At 64.4% G+C, this 17,429-nt stretch carries 15 protein-coding genes; 6 read left to right on the top strand and 9 right to left on the bottom strand.

Translation table 11 applies throughout. The features are described 5' to 3' along the window. Positions 1-232 precede the first annotated feature (232 nt). The gene (locus GV044_RS13215; protein WP_159870609.1) at positions 233-1,030 is read right to left on the bottom strand and encodes a response regulator; all 798 of its coding nucleotides are present in this window, start codon (positions 1,028-1,030) and stop codon (positions 233-235) included. Between the two features lie 543 nt (positions 1,031-1,573). Between GV044_RS13215 and GV044_RS13210 the strand changes: the two genes are divergently transcribed. Together GV044_RS13210 and GV044_RS13205 are read left to right on the top strand one after the other, a co-directional pair. Continuing rightward, entirely contained in the window at positions 1,574-2,212 is a 639-nt protein-coding gene (locus GV044_RS13210; RefSeq protein WP_159870606.1) for a sigma-70 family RNA polymerase sigma factor, read from the top strand. A 28-nt stretch (positions 2,213-2,240) separates the two neighbouring features. Next, positions 2,241-2,663, top strand: coding sequence for a response regulator (locus GV044_RS13205; RefSeq protein ID WP_236554916.1), 423 nt, complete (start codon positions 2,241-2,243; stop codon positions 2,661-2,663). 332 nt (positions 2,664-2,995) lie between these two features. Here GV044_RS13205 and GV044_RS13200 read toward each other — a convergent pair whose 3' ends face one another. The 4 genes from GV044_RS13200 to GV044_RS13185 form a co-directional block, all read right to left on the bottom strand. Continuing rightward, the gene (locus tag GV044_RS13200; RefSeq protein WP_159870603.1) at positions 2,996-3,460 is read right to left on the bottom strand and encodes a pyridoxamine 5'-phosphate oxidase family protein; all 465 of its coding nucleotides are present in this window, start codon (positions 3,458-3,460) and stop codon (positions 2,996-2,998) included. Positions 3,461-3,565: 105 nt separating this feature from the next. Continuing rightward, positions 3,566-4,981: a UdgX family uracil-DNA binding protein gene (locus tag GV044_RS13195; RefSeq protein WP_159871503.1), complete on the bottom strand. Its 1,416-nt coding sequence runs from the start codon at positions 4,979-4,981 to the stop codon at positions 3,566-3,568. A gap of 19 nt (positions 4,982-5,000) precedes the next feature. Further along, complete coding sequence (locus GV044_RS13190) at positions 5,001-5,477, bottom strand: hemerythrin domain-containing protein (protein ID WP_159870600.1); 477 nt, start codon at positions 5,475-5,477, stop codon at positions 5,001-5,003. Positions 5,478-5,542: 65 nt separating this feature from the next. After that, a complete protein-coding gene (locus tag GV044_RS13185) occupies positions 5,543-6,781 on the bottom strand; it encodes a putative DNA modification/repair radical SAM protein (protein WP_159870597.1) in 1,239 nt (412 codons plus the stop codon). A gap of 127 nt (positions 6,782-6,908) precedes the next feature. On the opposite strand from GV044_RS13185, the gene GV044_RS13180 reads away from it, so the two are divergent. Then, on the top strand, positions 6,909-7,892 hold the full coding sequence (locus tag GV044_RS13180; RefSeq protein ID WP_159870594.1) for a DNA topoisomerase IB: 984 nt from the start codon (positions 6,909-6,911) through the stop codon (positions 7,890-7,892). A 22-nt stretch (positions 7,893-7,914) separates the two neighbouring features. On the opposite strand, the gene GV044_RS13175 is transcribed toward GV044_RS13180, so the two are convergent. Together GV044_RS13175 and GV044_RS13170 are read right to left on the bottom strand one after the other, a co-directional pair. Further along, entirely contained in the window at positions 7,915-10,476 is a 2,562-nt protein-coding gene (locus GV044_RS13175) for an HWE histidine kinase domain-containing protein (RefSeq protein WP_159870591.1), read from the bottom strand. Between the two features lie 5 nt (positions 10,477-10,481). Continuing rightward, the gene (locus tag GV044_RS13170) at positions 10,482-10,952 is read right to left on the bottom strand and encodes a heme oxygenase (RefSeq protein WP_236554915.1); all 471 of its coding nucleotides are present in this window, start codon (positions 10,950-10,952) and stop codon (positions 10,482-10,484) included. 334 nt (positions 10,953-11,286) lie between these two features. On the opposite strand from GV044_RS13170, the gene GV044_RS13165 reads away from it, so the two are divergent. The 3 genes from GV044_RS13165 to GV044_RS13155 all read left to right on the top strand — a co-directional run bounded on the left by GV044_RS13165 (position 11,287) and on the right by GV044_RS13155 (position 16,222). Then, positions 11,287-11,997: a Crp/Fnr family transcriptional regulator gene (locus tag GV044_RS13165; RefSeq protein ID WP_236554914.1), complete on the top strand. Its 711-nt coding sequence runs from the start codon at positions 11,287-11,289 to the stop codon at positions 11,995-11,997. A 111-nt stretch (positions 11,998-12,108) separates the two neighbouring features. After that, positions 12,109-14,574 (top strand): PhoX family phosphatase, encoded by a 2,466-nt coding sequence (locus GV044_RS13160; protein ID WP_159870582.1) that lies wholly within the window; start codon positions 12,109-12,111, stop codon positions 14,572-14,574. A gap of 196 nt (positions 14,575-14,770) precedes the next feature. Beyond that, a complete protein-coding gene (locus GV044_RS13155) occupies positions 14,771-16,222 on the top strand; it encodes an SRPBCC family protein (protein WP_159870579.1) in 1,452 nt (483 codons plus the stop codon). Between the two features lie 72 nt (positions 16,223-16,294). On the opposite strand, the gene GV044_RS13150 is transcribed toward GV044_RS13155, so the two are convergent. Further along, the gene (locus GV044_RS13150) at positions 16,295-16,753 is read right to left on the bottom strand and encodes a hypothetical protein (RefSeq protein ID WP_159870576.1); all 459 of its coding nucleotides are present in this window, start codon (positions 16,751-16,753) and stop codon (positions 16,295-16,297) included. Positions 16,754-16,861: 108 nt separating this feature from the next. After that, on the bottom strand, positions 16,862-17,335 hold the full coding sequence (locus GV044_RS13145) for a nuclear transport factor 2 family protein (RefSeq protein ID WP_159870573.1): 474 nt from the start codon (positions 17,333-17,335) through the stop codon (positions 16,862-16,864). Positions 17,336-17,429: the final 94 nt, after the last annotated feature.

Below are 17,429 nucleotides of genomic sequence, written 5' to 3'. Positions count from 1 at the left end.
GGGTGGGGGTGGGGGAGCGATGCCGCCAGGCAGCGCGTCCACGCCAGCGTGGGTACACCCACCTCCCAACCTCCTCCCTCAAGGGAGGAGGAGCAACTGCTCACCTGCTTTTTGTAGCACTCAATTGGCGACCCAAGCCGCTGCGCCTTCCGCACATGCAAGAACGCCTCCCCCGACCAGCTCGGGAGAGGCGTTCTAGTGTCGCGGCAAGGCTGCAGGAAGCAGCCCTGTTTCAGTTGAGCGGGCGACTGGATCCGAAGAACAGCGCCTGGCTGATGGAGGCGCGCACGGTGGCCTCCTGGAACGGCTTGGTGACCAGATACGTCGGCTCCGGGCGCTCGCCCGTGAGCAAACGCTCCGGATAGGCAGTGATGAAGATCACCGGAACGTCGCCGAACTGAAGCAAGTCCTCCACAGCGTCGATGCCCGAGCTGCCATCCGCCAGCTGGATATCCGCCAGCACGAGCCCTGCAGGATGCTTGCGGAACAGCTCGAGTGCCTGCGCACGCGTCGCGGCCGTCCCGACCACGTTATGGCCGAGTTCGGAAACCAGGCCCTCCAGCTGCATCGAGATCAGCGGCTCGTCCTCGATGATGAGAACGTCCGTGGTGCTCTCGCTCTCGATCTCCTCGATCGCCTGGCGGACGAGCGTGTCCACATCGGGCGTGTCGATGCCGAGGATGTCGGCGCAATCTTCGCGCGAGAATTCTTCGACTGTCGTCAGCAGCAGAGCCTGCCGGTGCGTCGGAGCGATCGTGGCCAGCTTCGTCTGCGCCGCCTGCTCGTGCAGGTCGTCGCCCATGTCGGCGCCAACGGGCTCATCGACGTGCGAGGTCGACCAGATCCGCGTGAAAGCACCATAAAGCGCAGCGCGGCTTCGGGCGATGTCCGACCGGAGCGACTGATCCGCCAGGGCCGCCTCCAACGTTGCACGGACATAGGCGTCCCCCGAATGCTGCGACCCGGTCAATGCGCGGGCGTAGCGGCGCAAATAGGGAAGCTGGACGCTGATCTGGTCGGAGACGGACATGCTCATTCCTTGCATGGAGTTGGCGCAGTTTACGTTCAATCTGAACTGGTTCGGCAGCCAAGCTCGAAACCTAGCATGGTTCGAGTGCGAGGCAACCCAGTTTGGGCCTGCTGACCTTAGGGGCCGGCAAGGGGGTGAGGAGGGCCATTGCCGAACATCGTGCGTGCATATGGCTGCGTATCCATGAGCCGCAACGCCAAGGCGCCATTATTTTTCAAGCCTATCATCGATACGGGGAACTCTTTTCGGGGCCGGATGTTTCACTGGTATCACCACTGGCCCTCCCACCCCCCCCCGCAACCGGTGGTGATCCGATCCCGAGGCTCCCGTCTACCCGGACGGGGGCCTCATTTCGTTTGGCCGAACGAACTTGGCAGTGGTCTGCATGTTCCCCCGCTTCGTCGTAACTGACGTTCTATCCGTCGCAAGGCTGACGCATTCCCCACGTTTCAGCGGCCTCTGGCTAAGCTCGTTGTGTGACTCAGGAACCATTTGGCGTCGAGATACGTTCAGAAGTCTACAGAGGCAGTTGGAGGGAAGCATATGACGGTTGCAACCGAGATCGAGGTTGAGCCTGCACGGTCGCTGAGCGATCGGGATTTCAAGCGAGCCTTGACCGAAGTCGCGCCTCACCTTCGCGCTTTCGCGCGTGGCCTTTGCGGTTGTCGCGACCGCGCCGATGACCTCGCGCAAGAAGCCATGCTGCGCGCCTGGGCAGCTCGCGAGCGTTATGCTGCCGGCACCAACTTCAAGGCATGGACCTTCACGATCCTGCGCAATCACTTCTACAGCGAAGCACGTCGCGCGCGGTTCCATGGCGAGTATGACGAACTTGCGGCCGAGCGCATCCTGCGTGCGCCTGCCAGCCAGGAGAGCGCGATCGAGCTGGGCGATGTGTTGCGCGCTCTGACGGCAATCCCCGACACTTACCGCGAAGCGCTGATCCTGGTCGCTGCCGGCAATCTCTCGTACGAAGAGATCGCCGATATCTGCGGCATCGCACTCGGCACCGTGAAGAGCCGCATCTGCCGTGCTCGCTCGATGCTGAGCAAGGTCATCGAGTCCGGTCAGCTTCCAGACTTCCGCCACAACTTCGTTTTAACCGGCGAAGCAATCGACGCGTTCTTCAACGAACTGGCGAAGATTGCGAACAGCGACGAACAGCGCCAGCTCGCCGCGTAACAACCAGGTAACGGTGGGGACATCAGGCGTGAATGCTGCACGTGTCGTGATCGTCGAGGATGAATTCCTCGTCGCAATTCAGCTCGAGGATATCATCCTCGACTGTGGTCACGCTGTCGTCGCCACCGTGCCCGACGTGGCATCGGTAGAGGCGTTGTGCGAGGCACCGACCGTTGCCCTGGTCGACCTGAACTTGCGCGATGGACCCACCGGGCCGGGCATTGCCAGGCTCCTGTGCGAGCGATACGGCACGCGCATCATCTACGTGACCGCCAACTCGGGGCAGATCGGAGAACCTGCGAGCACGGCCGTTGGTGTAGTGCACAAGCCGTTCTCGCGCGCCGCGATCGAAGACGCGATCGCTTACGCCTTGGATGACACGCTTACAGTTCGACGTCCCTCGGAGCTTCAGCCGCTCGGCAATGAGGCGCTGCTCCTCCGCGCGGGATAGATCGCTATCTCGTCATCGACGCTCAGCCACGACTTTGGCGTTAGCTCGACTTGCAGCTAATTTCGGCAGGTTGGTGATCAAGGGCGCGATGTGGCTGCGGCTCGGCAAAGCATCACGCCTGCGCGTCGATCCTGAAAGCGTCTGATGCGGCACCTTAAAACGCAAGGGCCTGGCGCTATCCTCGTGCTCGTTGTTGGCGTCCAACAGTCTGGACCTGTTCTCCAGCTCTCGCTTGTAACACCAGCTGAGTTCGCATCGCTACTCTAGCCGAATAAGGAGCTAGCAGATCAATCCGGAGGACCGCAGCTGGACGCCGCGGTCCTCCGGTCGGATCAAACCGGACCGGTGGCGTGCTCGCCCGCTTCACTTGACTTGACCGGAATGCCGGTCAACATCTTGAACTTGCCCGTGATCGACATGTCGGCGGTCCAGACCTCAGAGTCCTTGATGTCGAAGCGCAGCATCAGCACGCTGGGGTCGGTCTTGCCGTTCGGAAACCAGCTTTCCACGACGGTATTCCACTGCTTGTCGCGGATCGCCTGGTCGGTCTCTTCGGCGAGAACACCCGAAATGCATGCGAACACATCGTGGCCCTTGGTGGCAACTTGGCCCATGGCCGGGCCGCCGGCGGCAATGCGGTTGTCGCGCTTGAGGAAGAACCAGATTGCGTGATGCGCATCGCGGTCGAGTTGCGCCGTCATCGGCTCGGCATGCTCGTTCGATCCCTCGAGCCGCATCATGATGAACGGGCTGTCCTCGAAGGCTTTCCAGAACGTCTCGCGCGTGTCCTTGTCCACTGTCTTTCTCCTCGCATCTATCGCAACTTCAGCGCGATTAACGCGGGGCAAGTGGCCGCGTTCCCTGTCTGGTGACCTGTCTACATGGGCGAGCGGCGGCCGCCGTCAGGTCACGCTCGCCTGCTCGGCAGCCAGGCGCAAGTCTTCGACGAGCCCGGCGTAGGCGCGGTCCGCTGCGTCACGTTCCGGCAGGCGCAGGATGTAAGAGGGGTGCCAGGTCACGACGCCCGTGCCTTGCGCCAGAGCCATCGGCGTGCCGCGAGCCTTGCCGATGGCTGCCGTCTTCCCTGTGACGCCCCGCACCGCGGTAGCGCCCAGCATGATCGTCGCACGCGGGCGCACGAGGCCGATCTCCTGATCCAGCCACCAGCGGCACGCATCGATCTCCGGCGCGTCGGGCTTCTGGTGGAGCCGCCGCTTGCCGCGCATGACGTACTTGAAGTGCTTGACGGCGTTGGTGAGGTAAACCTCGCCGCGGTCGATCCCTGCCTCGTTCAGCGCGCGATCGAGCACGCCGCCCGCAGGCCCCACGAAAGGCCGGTGGCTCTTGTCCTCTTCGTCGCCAGGCTGCTCGCCCACGATCATCAGGCGGGCGTCACCAGGCCCCTCTCCGAACACGCAGCCATTGGTGCCCTTCCACAGCGGGCAGCGGCGGCAACCTTGCGCCTCTTCGGCAAGCGCCTGCAACGTACCCGCACGCTCGGTGGGGGCGACCTGTTGAGCAACCATGTGAGCCTCTCGAGCCTGCGCGCCGGCGATCAACGGAGCAATCAGCTGAGCCTCGGGCAAGTTCTTCCAATACTTGCGCGGCATCTCACGCGTCATGGCGCCGATCTTGAGCCGCGCGGGATTGAAGGTGGAAGCGTAGTAGGCCTTCCACATGTCCTCTAGTGCGTCCTCTCGCGGCGCTTGCGAGCGATCGGCGCCCGGGCTTTCCGTCAGCACCTGACCATCCCAGTGGATGCACAGCTCGGGCGTAAGGATCGACCAGGCCATCTGCGCAAAGCGCCGCACGAAGAACCCGGCCGTCGCACGAACGATGTGGTGCTCGGGCTCGAACCAGGCGACGAAGCGGGTAGTTGGCGCTTCTCCGGCGGCGGCAGGCGTCTCGACTTCGCGAAAGCGTACGAAGGCGTGCATCTTGTGGATGTCACGCCGTACCGCCTTGGCCATGAGCTCGACCCGGCGGACCAGTGGATCAGCCTGGTCGGACAACAAGCCGGGGTGCTCGGTAATTTGCCAGAGCAATCGGTAGAGCAGGGCAAAGCGTTCCGGATCGGAGTGGAGCAATGCGCTCTGTGCCATCTGCGGAAACTGCCGCGGTACGCGCAGCTCCAGCTGCGGCTCGGGCGGCAGCGTATCATTGCCATCGGCAAAGAGGTCGTCCGCGCTCTCTCCGGCGTGCCAGACGATCCGTTCGGGCTCTACACGAGCCGCCAGGAAGCGGCGCGCAGCATCGCGCCAGCCTTCCCAATCGTCCTCTCCCGCTAAGCGCACGACGCGCGCCGGAGGGGCGCGCATCATGTCTTGAGGAAGCGGATCAGTCGCGATCGTCACCCGGCTTCTCTTCCTCGGCCAGCTCGAGCTCCTTGGGCTTGCGGTCCTCGAAGATGTTCGCGAGCCGCGCCTCTTCCAGCTCGTTCAGCATCTTGGCGGCTTCGGGGAACATATCCTCTTCCTCCTCGCCGATGTGGTGGAGGTAGCGATGGCGCATCTTATCGAACGTCTCGGTCCACTCTGCGGAGGCCGGATCGAGCTTCACCAGATCGCCGAGGAAATCGTCGACTTCCTTGTGCTCGGAAACTGAATGGCGCGCATCGTCGCGCAAGTCCGGAACTGCCAGCATCGTGGCATAGAGCGACTCTTCCTCAGCCGCTGCGTGCGCCTGCAACTCGACGCGAAGCTCCTCGAACAGGTCTGCGCGCTTCTCGGTCGGTGCATCGCCCAACTTGGCGAGCATGGTGCGGTGGCGATCGTGGTCGGCTTTCAGATCCTGGAAAATGCGTGCGTCGGCCATGTTGCGTCTCCTTGTTGCCGGCACAACGGGCCGCCGGGCGAATCAGTTTCTGTCGCGAACGATTCTCAAGCGGCGAACAGCTCCAGCTGCTCCTGCGGAGGCGCGAGCAGGCGGCGGAGGTCGCTGCGATCGGTGAGCACGGTCGGACGCCAATCCAGAGTGACAATGAACGGACGAACCTTGGCGATCGACTGCGTCAGGCGTCCCACGTCATCGAGCCGCAGCTTGCGATAGCGCCGGGTCGCCAGGATGGTCTTGACGGCCTTCACGCCCAAACCTGGCACACGAAGCAGCCGCTCGCGCTCTGCACTGTTCACGTCGACCGGAAATGCGTCACGGAATTTGAGCGCCCAAGCGAGTTTCGGATCGATGTCGAGGGGCAACATGCCGTTGTCGGAAGCGTCACGAATGTCGAATGGCTCGTAGCCGTAGAACCGCAACAGCCAGTCGGACTGATACAGCCGATGCTCACGCATCAGCGGTGGCCGCTTCAGCGGAAGCACGGCACTGGCGTCGGGGATCGGAGAGAAAGCGGAGTAGTAGACCCGCCGCATGCCGTACCCTTGGTACAGCGAAGATGCGCGATCGATGATCTGCACATCCGTCGCGGCATCGGCGCCCACGATCATCTGCGTCGACTGCCCCGCCGGTGCGAAACGCGGCGCCGACTTGAACTTGCGCGAGGCGTCCTTGGCCTCGACGATCGCGTCCTTCATGTCACCCATGGCGCTGGTGATGCGCTGCTCGGATTTGTCCGGCGCCAGGCGGGTGAGGGCGCTGCTGGTCGGCAGCTCAATGTTGATCGAGACGCGGTCAGCCCAGAGTCCCGCCTGCGCAACGATCTCCGGATCGGCGTCGGGGATGGTCTTGAGGTGGATGTAGCCCTTGAAGCCATGCTCCTCGCGCAGCTTGCGCGCGACTTCCACCAGCTGCTCCATCGTGTGATCGGGACTGCGGATGATGCCCGAGGAGAGGAACAGGCCCTCGATATAGTTGCGCCGGTAAAAGCCGATCGTGAGGTCCACGACCTCCTGCACGGTGAACGCCGCCCGCCGCACCGACGAGCTCTTGCGGTTGATGCAGTAGTGGCAATCGAACTGGCAGTAGTTCGTCAGCAGGATCTTGAGCAGTGAGATGCAGCGTCCGTCCGGCGCATAGGCGTGGCAGATACCCATGCCCTCGGTCGAGCCGATGCCGCCCTTCTGACTGTCGCGCTTGGACGTGCCCGATGACGCGCAGGAGGCATCGTACTTGGCCGCATCGGCCAGCACTTCGAGCTTATCCTTGAGTGACATACGGGCCATGCGTTCCATGTATGTTCGCGAAGGTGCACTCGCGAGTGCCCTTTGGTGCAGGGCTGGCACGGGCTCGCGAAAACTTACCTCTCGCTCGTGCGTTGAGGGCGCAAACTCAGAAAGTTAAACGCAAGACATGGCCCAGTTGCGCTTCGTCGATCATACCGAACCGGGCATCACCCGGCGCAAGGTCCGCGGCGACAAGTGGGGCTATTTCGACCCCGACGGCGGGCGCATCACCGATCGCGACGAGATCGACCGGCTGAACAAGATCGCCCTGCCGCCCGCCTATGAGAATTGCTGGTACTGCGCCGATCCTGACGCGCACCTGCTGGCGATTGGCTACGATGCACGCGGTCGCAGGCAGTACCGCTACCACCCGAACTGGCGCGAGGAGCGCGAGGCCGCCAAGTTCGACTTGTGCTCGCAGTTCGGGCGCAAGCTGCCGGCCATTCGCAAGCGGGTGGAGGAGGATCTCGCATCCCGCAAGCTGACGCGCGAGCGGGCGATCGCGTCCATCGTGGCGCTGCTGGACACCGGCGCCATCCGCGTCGGCAACGAGCAGTATGCCAAGGAAAACAAGAGCTTCGGCGCGACCACTCTGCGCAATCGTCATGCCAAGATCGACCGCGGCATGCTGCGGCTGCGCTTCCGCGGCAAGTCGGGCAAGATGCACGAGATCGATTGCGACGACAAGAAACTGGTGCGTTGCGTGCGGGTGATGCAGGACCTGCCCGGCCAGCACTTGTTCCAGTATATCGACGACGACGGCGCCCCCGCTCCGGTGCACAGTCACGACGTTAACGAGTACATCCATGAGACCATGGGTGATGCCTTCACCGCCAAGCACTTCCGAACCTGGGCGGCGAGTTCGTTCGCATTCGGCCGCCTCGTGGAAGAACCCGGCATCTCGCTCAAGGCGCTGATGACCGAAGTCTCGGACCGTCTCGGCAACACGCCCTCGATCGCGCGCAAGTCCTACGTGCACCCCGCCGTGGTCGCGGCCGTGAAGGGGGGCGAGGACGCTCCCTTGCTACCCGACAAGCTGCCGCGCACGACGCAGTGGCTGTCGAGCGAGGAGCGTGGACTGATCGACTTCCTGGAGGAGTTGAAGGCTTAGTCCGAAGGTTCAGCGCGGGGGCTCAGCCGTGCTTCAGCCTTGCGATTGCGGCGCGGACGTCCCGCTCGGAGTAGGGCTTGGTGATCACCGGCACGCCATCATATCGCGTCGTGGTGAACGACCTGTCGCCATAGCCGCTGGCGAAGATGAAAGGGATGCCGCGCGCGTGCAGGGCTGCGGCGATGTCCTCGCTGGTCTCCTTACCCAGGTTCACGTCGAGCATGGCGAAGCTCACGGTCGCAGTGTCGAGCAGCGCCAGAGCCGCGCGCACCGAGCCGACGATCTGGCAATCGGCAAAGCCCAGGCCGCGCAGTACATCCTCGGCCTCCATGGCGATGATCACGTTATCCTCGACGATCAGCGCGCTGGCCGAGAATAGCTCGGGCGCGCTTTCGCGCACGTTGCCGGTCACGACCGGCGCCTCGTGCGGCGAGGGCATGGGCGTATCGTAAGTGGAAATGTGCTCGGCCGGGAGCACGAATACGGCGCGCAAGCCCTCAGGCGGGTAGTCCACCGTGGCCGCACCGCCCAGTTCATGGGGAATGGTGCGCTCGATGATGGTCGAGCCGAAGCCACGCCGGGTCGGCGCGGTGACCGCGGGCCCATCGCGCTCGTGCCAATCGATCTCCAGCGAGCGATCGTCGCCCGCGCTGATGGTGATCACCAAGCGCCCACGCGAATCGGACAGCGCGCCGTACTTGCACGAGTTGGTCATCATCTCGTGGATGACCAGCGCAAGCGTGGTGAAGGCGCCGGGCGCGATCATCGCATCGGGCCCTTCGATCCGCACGCGATCCGCGCTGTGGCTGGCGTAGGCGGCCGCCTCGGTGCGGATCAGATTGTAGAGCGAGGAGGGCGACCAATCGGTCTGCGTCACCTGATCGTGCGCACGTGCCAGAGCATGGATGCGGCTACCGATGATCTCGGCGAACTGGTCGATCGTCTCGGCGCCTTCCTTGGACTGCGTGACCAGCCCGCGGATCAGGTTGAGGATGTTGCGCACGCGGTGGTTCAGTTCCGCGATCAGCATGTCCTGCTGCTTGTTCGCCTGTTCGCGCTCCACGTTGGCTGCATCGGCGAGGCGGAGGACAACCTCGAGAAGAGTGATACGCAAGGCTTCCGCCGCGGCGATCTCGTCAGTGGTCCAGGCGCGCGCGTAACCGCGGCGTTCTTCCTTCCACAACTCGAAGCTCTTGCGCGGCGTCAGGCGCGGCCCGTTCGGCCCCAGTTCGATCTTCTTCTCCGGGTTGCCGGCCCAGAACACCTCTTTCAGCTGCTCCTTGCGGAACAGGACCATGTAGTCACGCGGGGTGCGGGACACCGGGAGGGCGAGGATGCCGGCCGCACGCTCTGCAAAAGCCTTGGCCGGTTCGTAGACCTGCGAGAGGTTCTCGCTCGACCAGACCATGCGTGCACCCGCGGTGTTGAGGAACCGGGCAAGCCCGGCGAACTCCGCCTCCGTGGGCGTCTCGCCGCGCGACATGAACTGACCGTCGACCCAGCCGACTACGCCATCGAAGGGGATGACCTTGCCGATCGAGTCCGCAAAATCGTCGAACGCGGCGATCAGCGAATCCCCGCCGGCAACGCGGGCCATGATCTCGTCATGGAGGCGCATGGACGCGCCGCGCTTGTCGAATGCGGTGTCGCTCTCCTTCTGGTCAAGGAGGTAGGAGAAGAACTCGCCGAACAGTTCTGCCGCGGTGCGCACCGAGTAGGATAGGCGCAGCGGCGAGTAGTGGTGGCAGGCCATCAGCCCCCACAGCTTGCCGCGGCGCATGATCGAGACCGACATGGACGCCTTTACACCCATGTTGCGCAGGTACTCGATGTGGATCGGCGAGACCGCGCGCAGTCCGCTCATCGACAGGTCGAGCGGATCGCCGTTCGGGCCGGTGGTCGGAATGATCGGGACCGTGGGATCATCGACGTCCGAGATGATCCGCAGGATGTTGCGCGAATAGAGCCGACGCGCCTGTGCCGGGATGTCGGACGCGGGGAAATGCAGCCCGTGGAAGCTATCGACCGAGCCGTTCAGGCTTTCGGCAATGACTTCGCCGGCGCCCGAGCCTTCGAAGCGGTAGACCATAACTCGGTCGAAACCGGTCAAACCGCGCAAGTGCCGCGCTGCGCTGGCGCAGAGTTGCTCGATGGTGGCCGAATTGCGCATCCGATCGATCATCGGCCGCACGTAGCTCACATAGTCGCGGCGACGGCCACCTTCGCTTTCCTCGATCTCCAGCACGAACGACTGTCCGGAGGCGTGCAGCGCGACATCGAAGTTGCGGGTCCCGTCGATCAGTTCGAGGCCGAACATGCGCTCCACGGCGTCGGCGGTGCCCAGGATCTGGAGCCGGGTACGGATGTCGTGCAGCGCGCTCGGCGCGATGAACTCGGTCGCGGCGCGGCCGATCATGTCCTCCGGCGGAGTCCCGAAGATTTCGGCGCTGTTGGTCGAGACGTGATTGATGATCCAGTCGTGCGAGAACGAGATCAGCCAGCCGAAGCTCTGAATCCGGCCGATGATGTGGATCGGCTCAAGGTCGCAGGTCGAGAGATCGACCTGATGCGAAGCGTCGGCCATTGTGCCTAGCGTACGTCTGCCGTCGCGCTGGCGACAAACGCCGCGCGGAATGTGTCGAACGTGGCAACGGCGGCGTCTCGCTCAGCTTGCGCCTCAAGGTCGCCAAGGTCGCGCTGCTTCATCAGGCTTGCGGCTTCCTTCCAGATCGCCAGCCCGCGCTCGTCCTCCATGTAAGCAGACGGCAGCGCGTGTGCGGCGCCCCAGTAGCCCTGGCGGCGGATCATGGTGAGCCCCAGTCGCGAACCGGCGATGACGTAGCCGGTCGCCAAACGAGTGAGGCCACCCGAGGCGGCGACCTGAGGTAACCGCGCACTGTCCACGCCTAAGGCTGCCAAGTCCTGGCGCAGCATCTCGGGGTAATCAGGGCAAGCCATGCCGAGGTCTTGCTCCGCGAAGGCCTGGAACGAGCCGAACAGCGGCGCCAAACCGATAGCGTGGCCGCTGAGGAAGCGCACGTAGTCGGCACGGTCAGCCATATCGAGAGAACCGAACGCTGCGTCGAGCAACTCGTGCGAGGCAGACGTAGCCTCCCGCAGATGGGTAAGAAGCGATTGCATGTTAAGCGACTAAATCTCCGGCGACTTCATATGAGTTAAGAAGCAGCCTTGTCCAATGAATTGAGCCGCATCACACGGGACCGGATCATCCTGCAGCGCCGTCCCGGGGCAGCGCTGAAAGCGACCTAACACGAACAAGCAGCGCGATCTGTTCACAAGTGCGCACATGAAGGAACTTCGTGGTGAAGCCTCCGTTTCTTGTCACAGTCCCTTTGATCCCGGCCGACGTCGCGTGGGCCTTGCGGAGATGCCGATGTCGGAACGCAGTGAACTGCTGGACACGCTGCGGCCGCAAGATCGGGAGCTGCTGGCGCCGCGCCTCGCCGAAGTTCGGCTGGAAACGGGCAAGATCCTCTACGATCCGGGAGAAAGCGTCGACTACTGCTATTTTCCGCGCGGTGGCGCGATCGCGTCGTTCTTCGTCCTGCTCGACAGTGGCGTCGTCGTGGAAACATTGATGGTCGGGCGCGAGGGCGCGCTGGGTGGGATCATCAGCCAGGGCGCGGCGCCGGCCTATGCGCGGTCGAGCGTGATGCAGGGTGGGCAGTTCTATCGCATTCTGGCCAGCGACCTCGATCGCGCCAAGGAAGCCTCGCCCGCGTTGCGCTCCCTCTTCTCGCGATATGCCGATTGCCTGATGGCGCAGGTATTCCAGTCAATCGCGTGCAACGCCATCCACACGATCGAGCAGCGCGCCGCCAAGTGGTTGATCGCCGCAATCGATCGGATCGGCCGCAACGACATCACGATGACGCAGGAGCAGCTCGCCTCGATGATGGGCATCGGCCGCAGTTATGCCAGCCGGGTGGTCCAGCGCTTCAAGGCCGATGGCCTGGTCCGCACTCGTAGAGGCGGGATCGAGATCATGGACGCCGCAAAGCTCGAACAAAGAGCCTGCACTTGCAACCACATGGTTAAGCGGCACTTCGATCGGGTGCTATCCGGCATCTATCCATCGTCCTGAGCTCTCGCCCCGTCGCGCGTCGCGCTGACGCGGAACTGTCACGGCAACTGCGCAATCCTGTCATGGACCGGCCATAAGACTCCGCCCCCAGATCACCAGAAGGGGGACACCATGACCGAGCGTTACCTGATCACCGGCTACACAGACGGTGACGTCGACACCAACCAGAGCCTGGTTCCTTCGCTTGAAAGCCTCGCGGCCGAGCGGTACTCGCGCCGCAAGGCGCTGATGGGCGGCCTGGGCGCGACCGGCATGGCGCTGTTCGGCACCACCATGCTCTCGGCTTGCGGTGGCAGCGACGATGTGGACCAGGGCCCGACCGTGACGCCCGGCAGCGTCGCAGCCACCAGCGCCGGACGCGTCGTCACCCTGACGACCACGGTGGCGGCGGACGTGCTCCCGGGCACCTGGACGCAGACCAGCGGCCCGGCGGTGACGCTGACCACGGTTAACGCGACCACGGCCACCTTCATCGCGCCCGCAGTCGGCGCGGCGAGCGACTTGATCTTCACCTACTCGGCGCCAGCTCAGCGTGGCGGCACCGCCACCGGTACCAGCACCGTGCGCGTCAACCCCGCCGTGCTCGGCTTCGCGGCCGTGCCCAAGAACCTCAACGATGTCGTGACCGTTCCGGCCGGCTACACGGTTACCGTGATGACGCGCCTGGGCGATCCGCTTGCCAGCGGCGTCTCGGCCTATGCCAACAACGGCACCGACACCGACTTCGACAAGCGCATCGGCGACCATGGCGACGCGCTGCACTTCTTCGGCCTGAGCGCCGCCGGCGCGCGTGACGACAACAGCAGCACGCGCGGCTTGATGGTGCAGAACCATGAGAACCTGAACGTGCAGTACTTGCACCCGAACGGTCCGACCAACGTCACCAGCGGTCCGCGTCCGGAGGCCGAGGTGCTCAAGGAGATGATGGCGCACCGCGTCAGCGTTTCCGAGTACACCGACGCCGGCAGTCGCAAGTGGAGCTATGTCGCGACCAGCACGTTCAACCGCCGCGTCACGCCCGCAACGGCCATGCAGTTCAGCGGTCCGGCGGCCGGCAATGCACAGCTGGTGACCCTCTTCTCGGCTGACGGCACCAAGGGGCGCGGCACGATCAACAACTGCGCCAACGGCATCACGCCCTGGGCCACCAACCTGACCTGCGAAGAGAACTGGGCGGGCTACTTCCGCCGCGACGCCTCGGGCGCGGGCGCCGACACCACCCAGCGCAGTGCCAAGGAGCAGGTCGCGCTGTCGCGATATGGCGTGACCAGCACGACCGGCAACTACGCCTGGTCCTCGGTCGCGACCACCGATACGCTCTACACCCGCTGGGACGCGCGCGCGAAGGCCGATAGCGCGGCGCAGGACTTCCGCAACGAGCCCAACCAGTTCGGCTGGGTGGTCGAGATCGATCCCTACGACCCCGCCTCGACTCCGCGCAAGCGCACGGCGCTCGGCCGCTTAGGCCACGAGGGCGCGTTTGTGCAGGCGGTCGCCGGCAAGAAGCTCGCCGTCTACATGGGCGACGATTCGCGCCGTGAGTACCTGTACAAGTTCGTCTCGAATGCGACCTTTGCCGCGGCGGACGGCGCTTCCAACAACCGCGTGGCCATGGGCGACAAGTACCTCGATGCCGGTACGCTCTATGTGGCGAAGTTCAATGCCGACGGCTCGGGCCAATGGCTCCCGCTGATGTTCGGCCAGGTGCCGAACCTCCCCAACTACACCTTCGCCGACCAGGCCGACGTGCTGATCAATGCCCGCCTCGCCGCGGATGCGGTCGGTGCCACGCCAATGGATCGCCCCGAATGGACGGCCGGCAACCCGGTCACGGGCGAGGTCTATCTGACCCTCACCAACAACAACGCTGCCGGCCGTCCGCTCAACGGCACCGATGCCGCCAACCCGCGCCACTACAACGATCCCAAGGGCCCCTCGAACAGCGCACAGTACGGCAACCCGAACGGCCACATCATCCGCCTTCGTGAGACCGGCGACGATCAGGCGGCCACCACGTTCCGCTGGGACATCTACCTGTTCGGCGCGGACTCGGCGGACTCGAACGCGGACGTCAACATCTCCGGGCTGACGGCGGACAACGACTTCTCCAGCCCCGACGGCCTCTACTTCTCGCGTGCGACCAACCCGGCGGGCCAGGTGAAGCCGGTGCTCTGGATCGAGACCGACGACGGTGCACTGACCGATCGCACCAACTGCATGCTGCTGGCAGCATTGCCGGGCAACGTCGGCGATGGCGGCGCCAAGACGATCACCAACAGGGCCTCGACCGGCGCCACCGCCACGCAGGCGACCATTACCGGCGCAGCCGCGACCGCGGCGACGCTGCGTCGCTTCCTGGTCGGTCCCGTCCAATGCGAGATCACGGGCATCGACATGACGCCGGACGGCCGCACGCTGTTCGTCGGCATCCAGCATCCGGGCGAGGAGGGCACTCCGGCGGCACCGTCGAGCCACTGGCCCGACTCGCAGGGCAGCACATCCGTTGGTTCCACGGTTCGTCCGCGTTCGGCGATCGTCGCGATTACCAAGGATGACGGCGGCATCGTCGCCCTTTGATCAAAGGGTGGGCGAGCAAAAGGGGCGGGCAGCACGCGCTGTCCGCCCTTTCTGCTGCCTGCAGCCAGCACGATTTCGGCACTGGCAATCGCCTCCGATCGGCCTTAATGAACAGGAGTGTTGAATAGCGGCCCGCCCGCGTCCGGAAGCGCTCGGCACAAGAGCGTCGGCGCGGGAACGCATGGGAGATGCACCGATGAACAAGCCTGAGACGTTCGCGCCCGCGAACATCACTGCCCAGGACATGGACGAGGAACGCCTGGTCACGTACCCGACCGAGGCGTTCCTCTCCAAGGAGTACCTGGACGCAGAGAAGCAGCTGCTCTGGCCCAAGATCTGGCAAATGGTCGAGCGAGAGAGCGACCTGCCCAACCCGGGCGACTGGCTGACGTACAACGTCGCCGACGAGTCGGTCATCATCCTGCGCAAGGAGGACGGCTCGCTGAAGGCCTTCCACAACGTCTGTCCGCACCGCGGCCGCCAGCTGGTCAGCGTGCCCGACTTTCTCCCCGGGCCGACCAGCTTGCACGACCGCCCCGTGCACGACGTGCGTGGGTCCAACCGCAAGAACTTCATCTGCGGCTTTCACGGCTGGACCTTCAACCTGGAGGGTGAGAACACCTACATCCTCGACCCGCAGGACTGGGGCAACACGCTGACGCCCGAGATGACTTGCCTGTCCGAAGTGCAGGTCGATACCTGGCAGGGCTACATCTACATCAACATGGACCCGCAAGCGCCTTCGCTGAAGGACTGGATGGGCCGCGCGGGCGAGATCCTGTCGCACTTCGATCTGGCCGGCATGCAGTACAAGTGGCGCCAGTGGGCGATCTACAATTGCAACTGGAAGACCGCGATCGAAGCGTTTCTGGAGCCGTATCACGTCGCCGGCACCCACACGCAGTTGCTCGCCTATGGCGACTACTACGCGCTATCCAAGCAGTACGGCCTGCACTCGGTATCGAGCTACGACACCCGCGACGCCAAGTTCCAGATGAGCGAGAGCGCCGGAACGACCCGCGCCGGCAAGGGCGACGATCCGCGCGTCTCAACATACGAGCTGATCCGGGAGAACTACGAGACGGTGAACTTCTCCGCCTCGACCGAGACGCTGGTCAATGCGGCAAGCCGGCTCAAGGACGAACTGCCTGAAACGGCGACGCCGCAGGAGTGCATCGCGCACTGGATCGCATCGGCTAAGGCCGACGACGCTGCGCGCGGGGTTATCTGGCCCGAGGTGCCGCCCGAGATCAAGAAAGAGGGCGGGCTCGCCTGGGGCTTGTTCCCGAACCAGAACATCCTGCACGGCGAGACCTTCGCCCTGTGCTACCGCGTGCGCCCCTACGGCGACGATCCGAACAAGTGCGTGTTCGAAAGCTATGCGCTGGAGCGCTTTGCGGTGGGTGAAGCACCGGAGACCGAGTGGGTCTATGCCGAGCCGGTCGGCGAAAAGTGGGGCTCGGTCCTGGCGCAGGACTTCTCCAACATGGAGTTCGTGCAGAAGGGCATGAAGTCGTCCGGCTTCCGCGGCCCGCTGCCCAACCCGCACCAGGAGCAGAAGGTCATCAACCTCCATCGCAATCTCGCGGAGTTCATGGAAGGCCGCGGCGCGCCCAGCCTGATCGGGAATCGCGCGAGGATTGATTGAGCTGTAGTTCGGCTGCGGATTCTTCTTGCCTCTCCTCGACCGTGGAGAGGGGAGCGTAACTCGCATCCGAGTTCAGTGCAGCGCGTGACCCCGGCCGAGGCCCCTCTGCCGCGCAGCCATGCGCTCGCCTGAGGCGGTGCTAGCCAGCGCGTCCGCCATTGCACCGACCAGCGCGAGTGTAGGGGAGGCGCCCGCACCCGACGCTTCGTGCGCACTGCCGGGCAGGGCAACGGTCGCAAGGCTCTGCCCATCGCTGCCGCGGGACAGCAGGAATCCCGCACCCGCCTCAAGCATCGTCATGATCGCGGTTTCGCAGGCGCCGGCATTGATCAGCGCTTCGATCCGGGTCGCGCCGATCGGCCGCAGGCCATCGATCAGCGACCGGGCCGGCGCTACCAGCAGCAACGCGTTGATCTCGCGCACGCGATCCTGCGTCTCGTCGCACGCGCTGACGGCGCAGCACAGCGACAAGTCGCGCAAGGCGTCGAGCCACTCGCCGTGCGCGAGCATCCCGCTATTCCGCTCTGCCATGCATAAACGTCCTCAGCCTTCCTGACGGCAGGCTATAGCCCTGCAAGGCTGATGAAGCGCGAAACTCGGTCTGCGTAGTCTTACGGGTTCACACCTGCCCGCCACGTATCACCCGGCGCGCGGCTCACGCGCAACGTGGCCGCGCGCATGTTCCTCCACCCGCAAGCGCGTAAGACGCGATGCGCGCAGGCGCCAGCCTCGCTCGGTCCGCACGTAGGTCTCGTGATAGTGGCCGAAGCCATGCAGGTAGCCCACATTGCCGGGCAGCGGATGCGCCTCGCTGCGGTAGAGCCGGTCCTCCATGGCCCAGATAACCTTCGCCTCGTCGTCTGAGACGAAGTCGATGATCGGCATGTGGCCGTGGTGCACGGAGACCTGATCGGCGGTAGACTCAGCCACCCAGGCGATCACCGTCTCAAGCGGTTCCACCACCATGCCGGCCTCGGGCACTTCCAGGCGGCCGTCATGCGTCCACACGCGCTCGCGCCAGATGTCCCAGTCGCGGTGATCGAGACCGTAGAAGTACCAGGCCTTGGCTTGCTTGATCTCTTCGATCGCCAGCAGGCGCTCGCTGCTCTCCATGGTCGCTCTCCCTCGATACCCGGCTTTGTGTTTGCGACAGCGTCGATCACATGCGGGGCAGGGTCAAGCTTGCGAAGGCTGAGCGTTCCCAACG

The organism is Novosphingobium sp. 9U (genome assembly GCF_902506425.1).
Lineage (GTDB): Bacteria > Pseudomonadota > Alphaproteobacteria > Sphingomonadales > Sphingomonadaceae > Novosphingobium.
This window is presented reverse-complemented; position numbering and strand designations above follow the sequence as displayed.

Bases quoted from the DNA above. Each gene is read 5' to 3' on its own strand.
- GV044_RS13210 (WP_159870606.1), top strand. From the start codon at position 1,574: ATGACGGTTGCAACCGAGATCGAGGTTGAGCCTGCACGGTCGCTGAGC.
- GV044_RS13215 (WP_159870609.1), bottom strand. From the start codon at position 1,030: ATGTCCGTCTCCGACCAGATCAGCGTCCAGCTTCCCTATTTGCGCCGC.
- GV044_RS13190 (WP_159870600.1), bottom strand. From the start codon at position 5,477: ATGGCCGACGCACGCATTTTCCAGGATCTGAAAGCCGACCACGATCGC.
- GV044_RS13185 (WP_159870597.1), bottom strand. From the start codon at position 6,781: ATGGCCCGTATGTCACTCAAGGATAAGCTCGAAGTGCTGGCCGATGCG.
- GV044_RS13160 (WP_159870582.1), top strand. From the start codon at position 12,109: ATGACCGAGCGTTACCTGATCACCGGCTACACAGACGGTGACGTCGAC.
- GV044_RS13165 (WP_236554914.1), top strand. From the start codon at position 11,287: ATGTCGGAACGCAGTGAACTGCTGGACACGCTGCGGCCGCAAGATCGG.
- GV044_RS13170 (WP_236554915.1), bottom strand. From the start codon at position 10,952: ATGGCTGACCGTGCCGACTACGTGCGCTTCCTCAGCGGCCACGCTATC.
- GV044_RS13145 (WP_159870573.1), bottom strand. From the start codon at position 17,335: ATGGAGAGCAGCGAGCGCCTGCTGGCGATCGAAGAGATCAAGCAAGCC.
- GV044_RS13180 (WP_159870594.1), top strand. From the start codon at position 6,909: ATGGCCCAGTTGCGCTTCGTCGATCATACCGAACCGGGCATCACCCGG.
- GV044_RS13150 (WP_159870576.1), bottom strand. From the start codon at position 16,753: ATGGCAGAGCGGAATAGCGGGATGCTCGCGCACGGCGAGTGGCTCGAC.
- GV044_RS13155 (WP_159870579.1), top strand. From the start codon at position 14,771: ATGAACAAGCCTGAGACGTTCGCGCCCGCGAACATCACTGCCCAGGAC.
- GV044_RS13195 (WP_159871503.1), bottom strand. From the start codon at position 4,981: ATGCGCGCCCCTCCGGCGCGCGTCGTGCGCTTAGCGGGAGAGGACGAT.
- GV044_RS13175 (WP_159870591.1), bottom strand. From the start codon at position 10,476: ATGGCCGACGCTTCGCATCAGGTCGATCTCTCGACCTGCGACCTTGAG.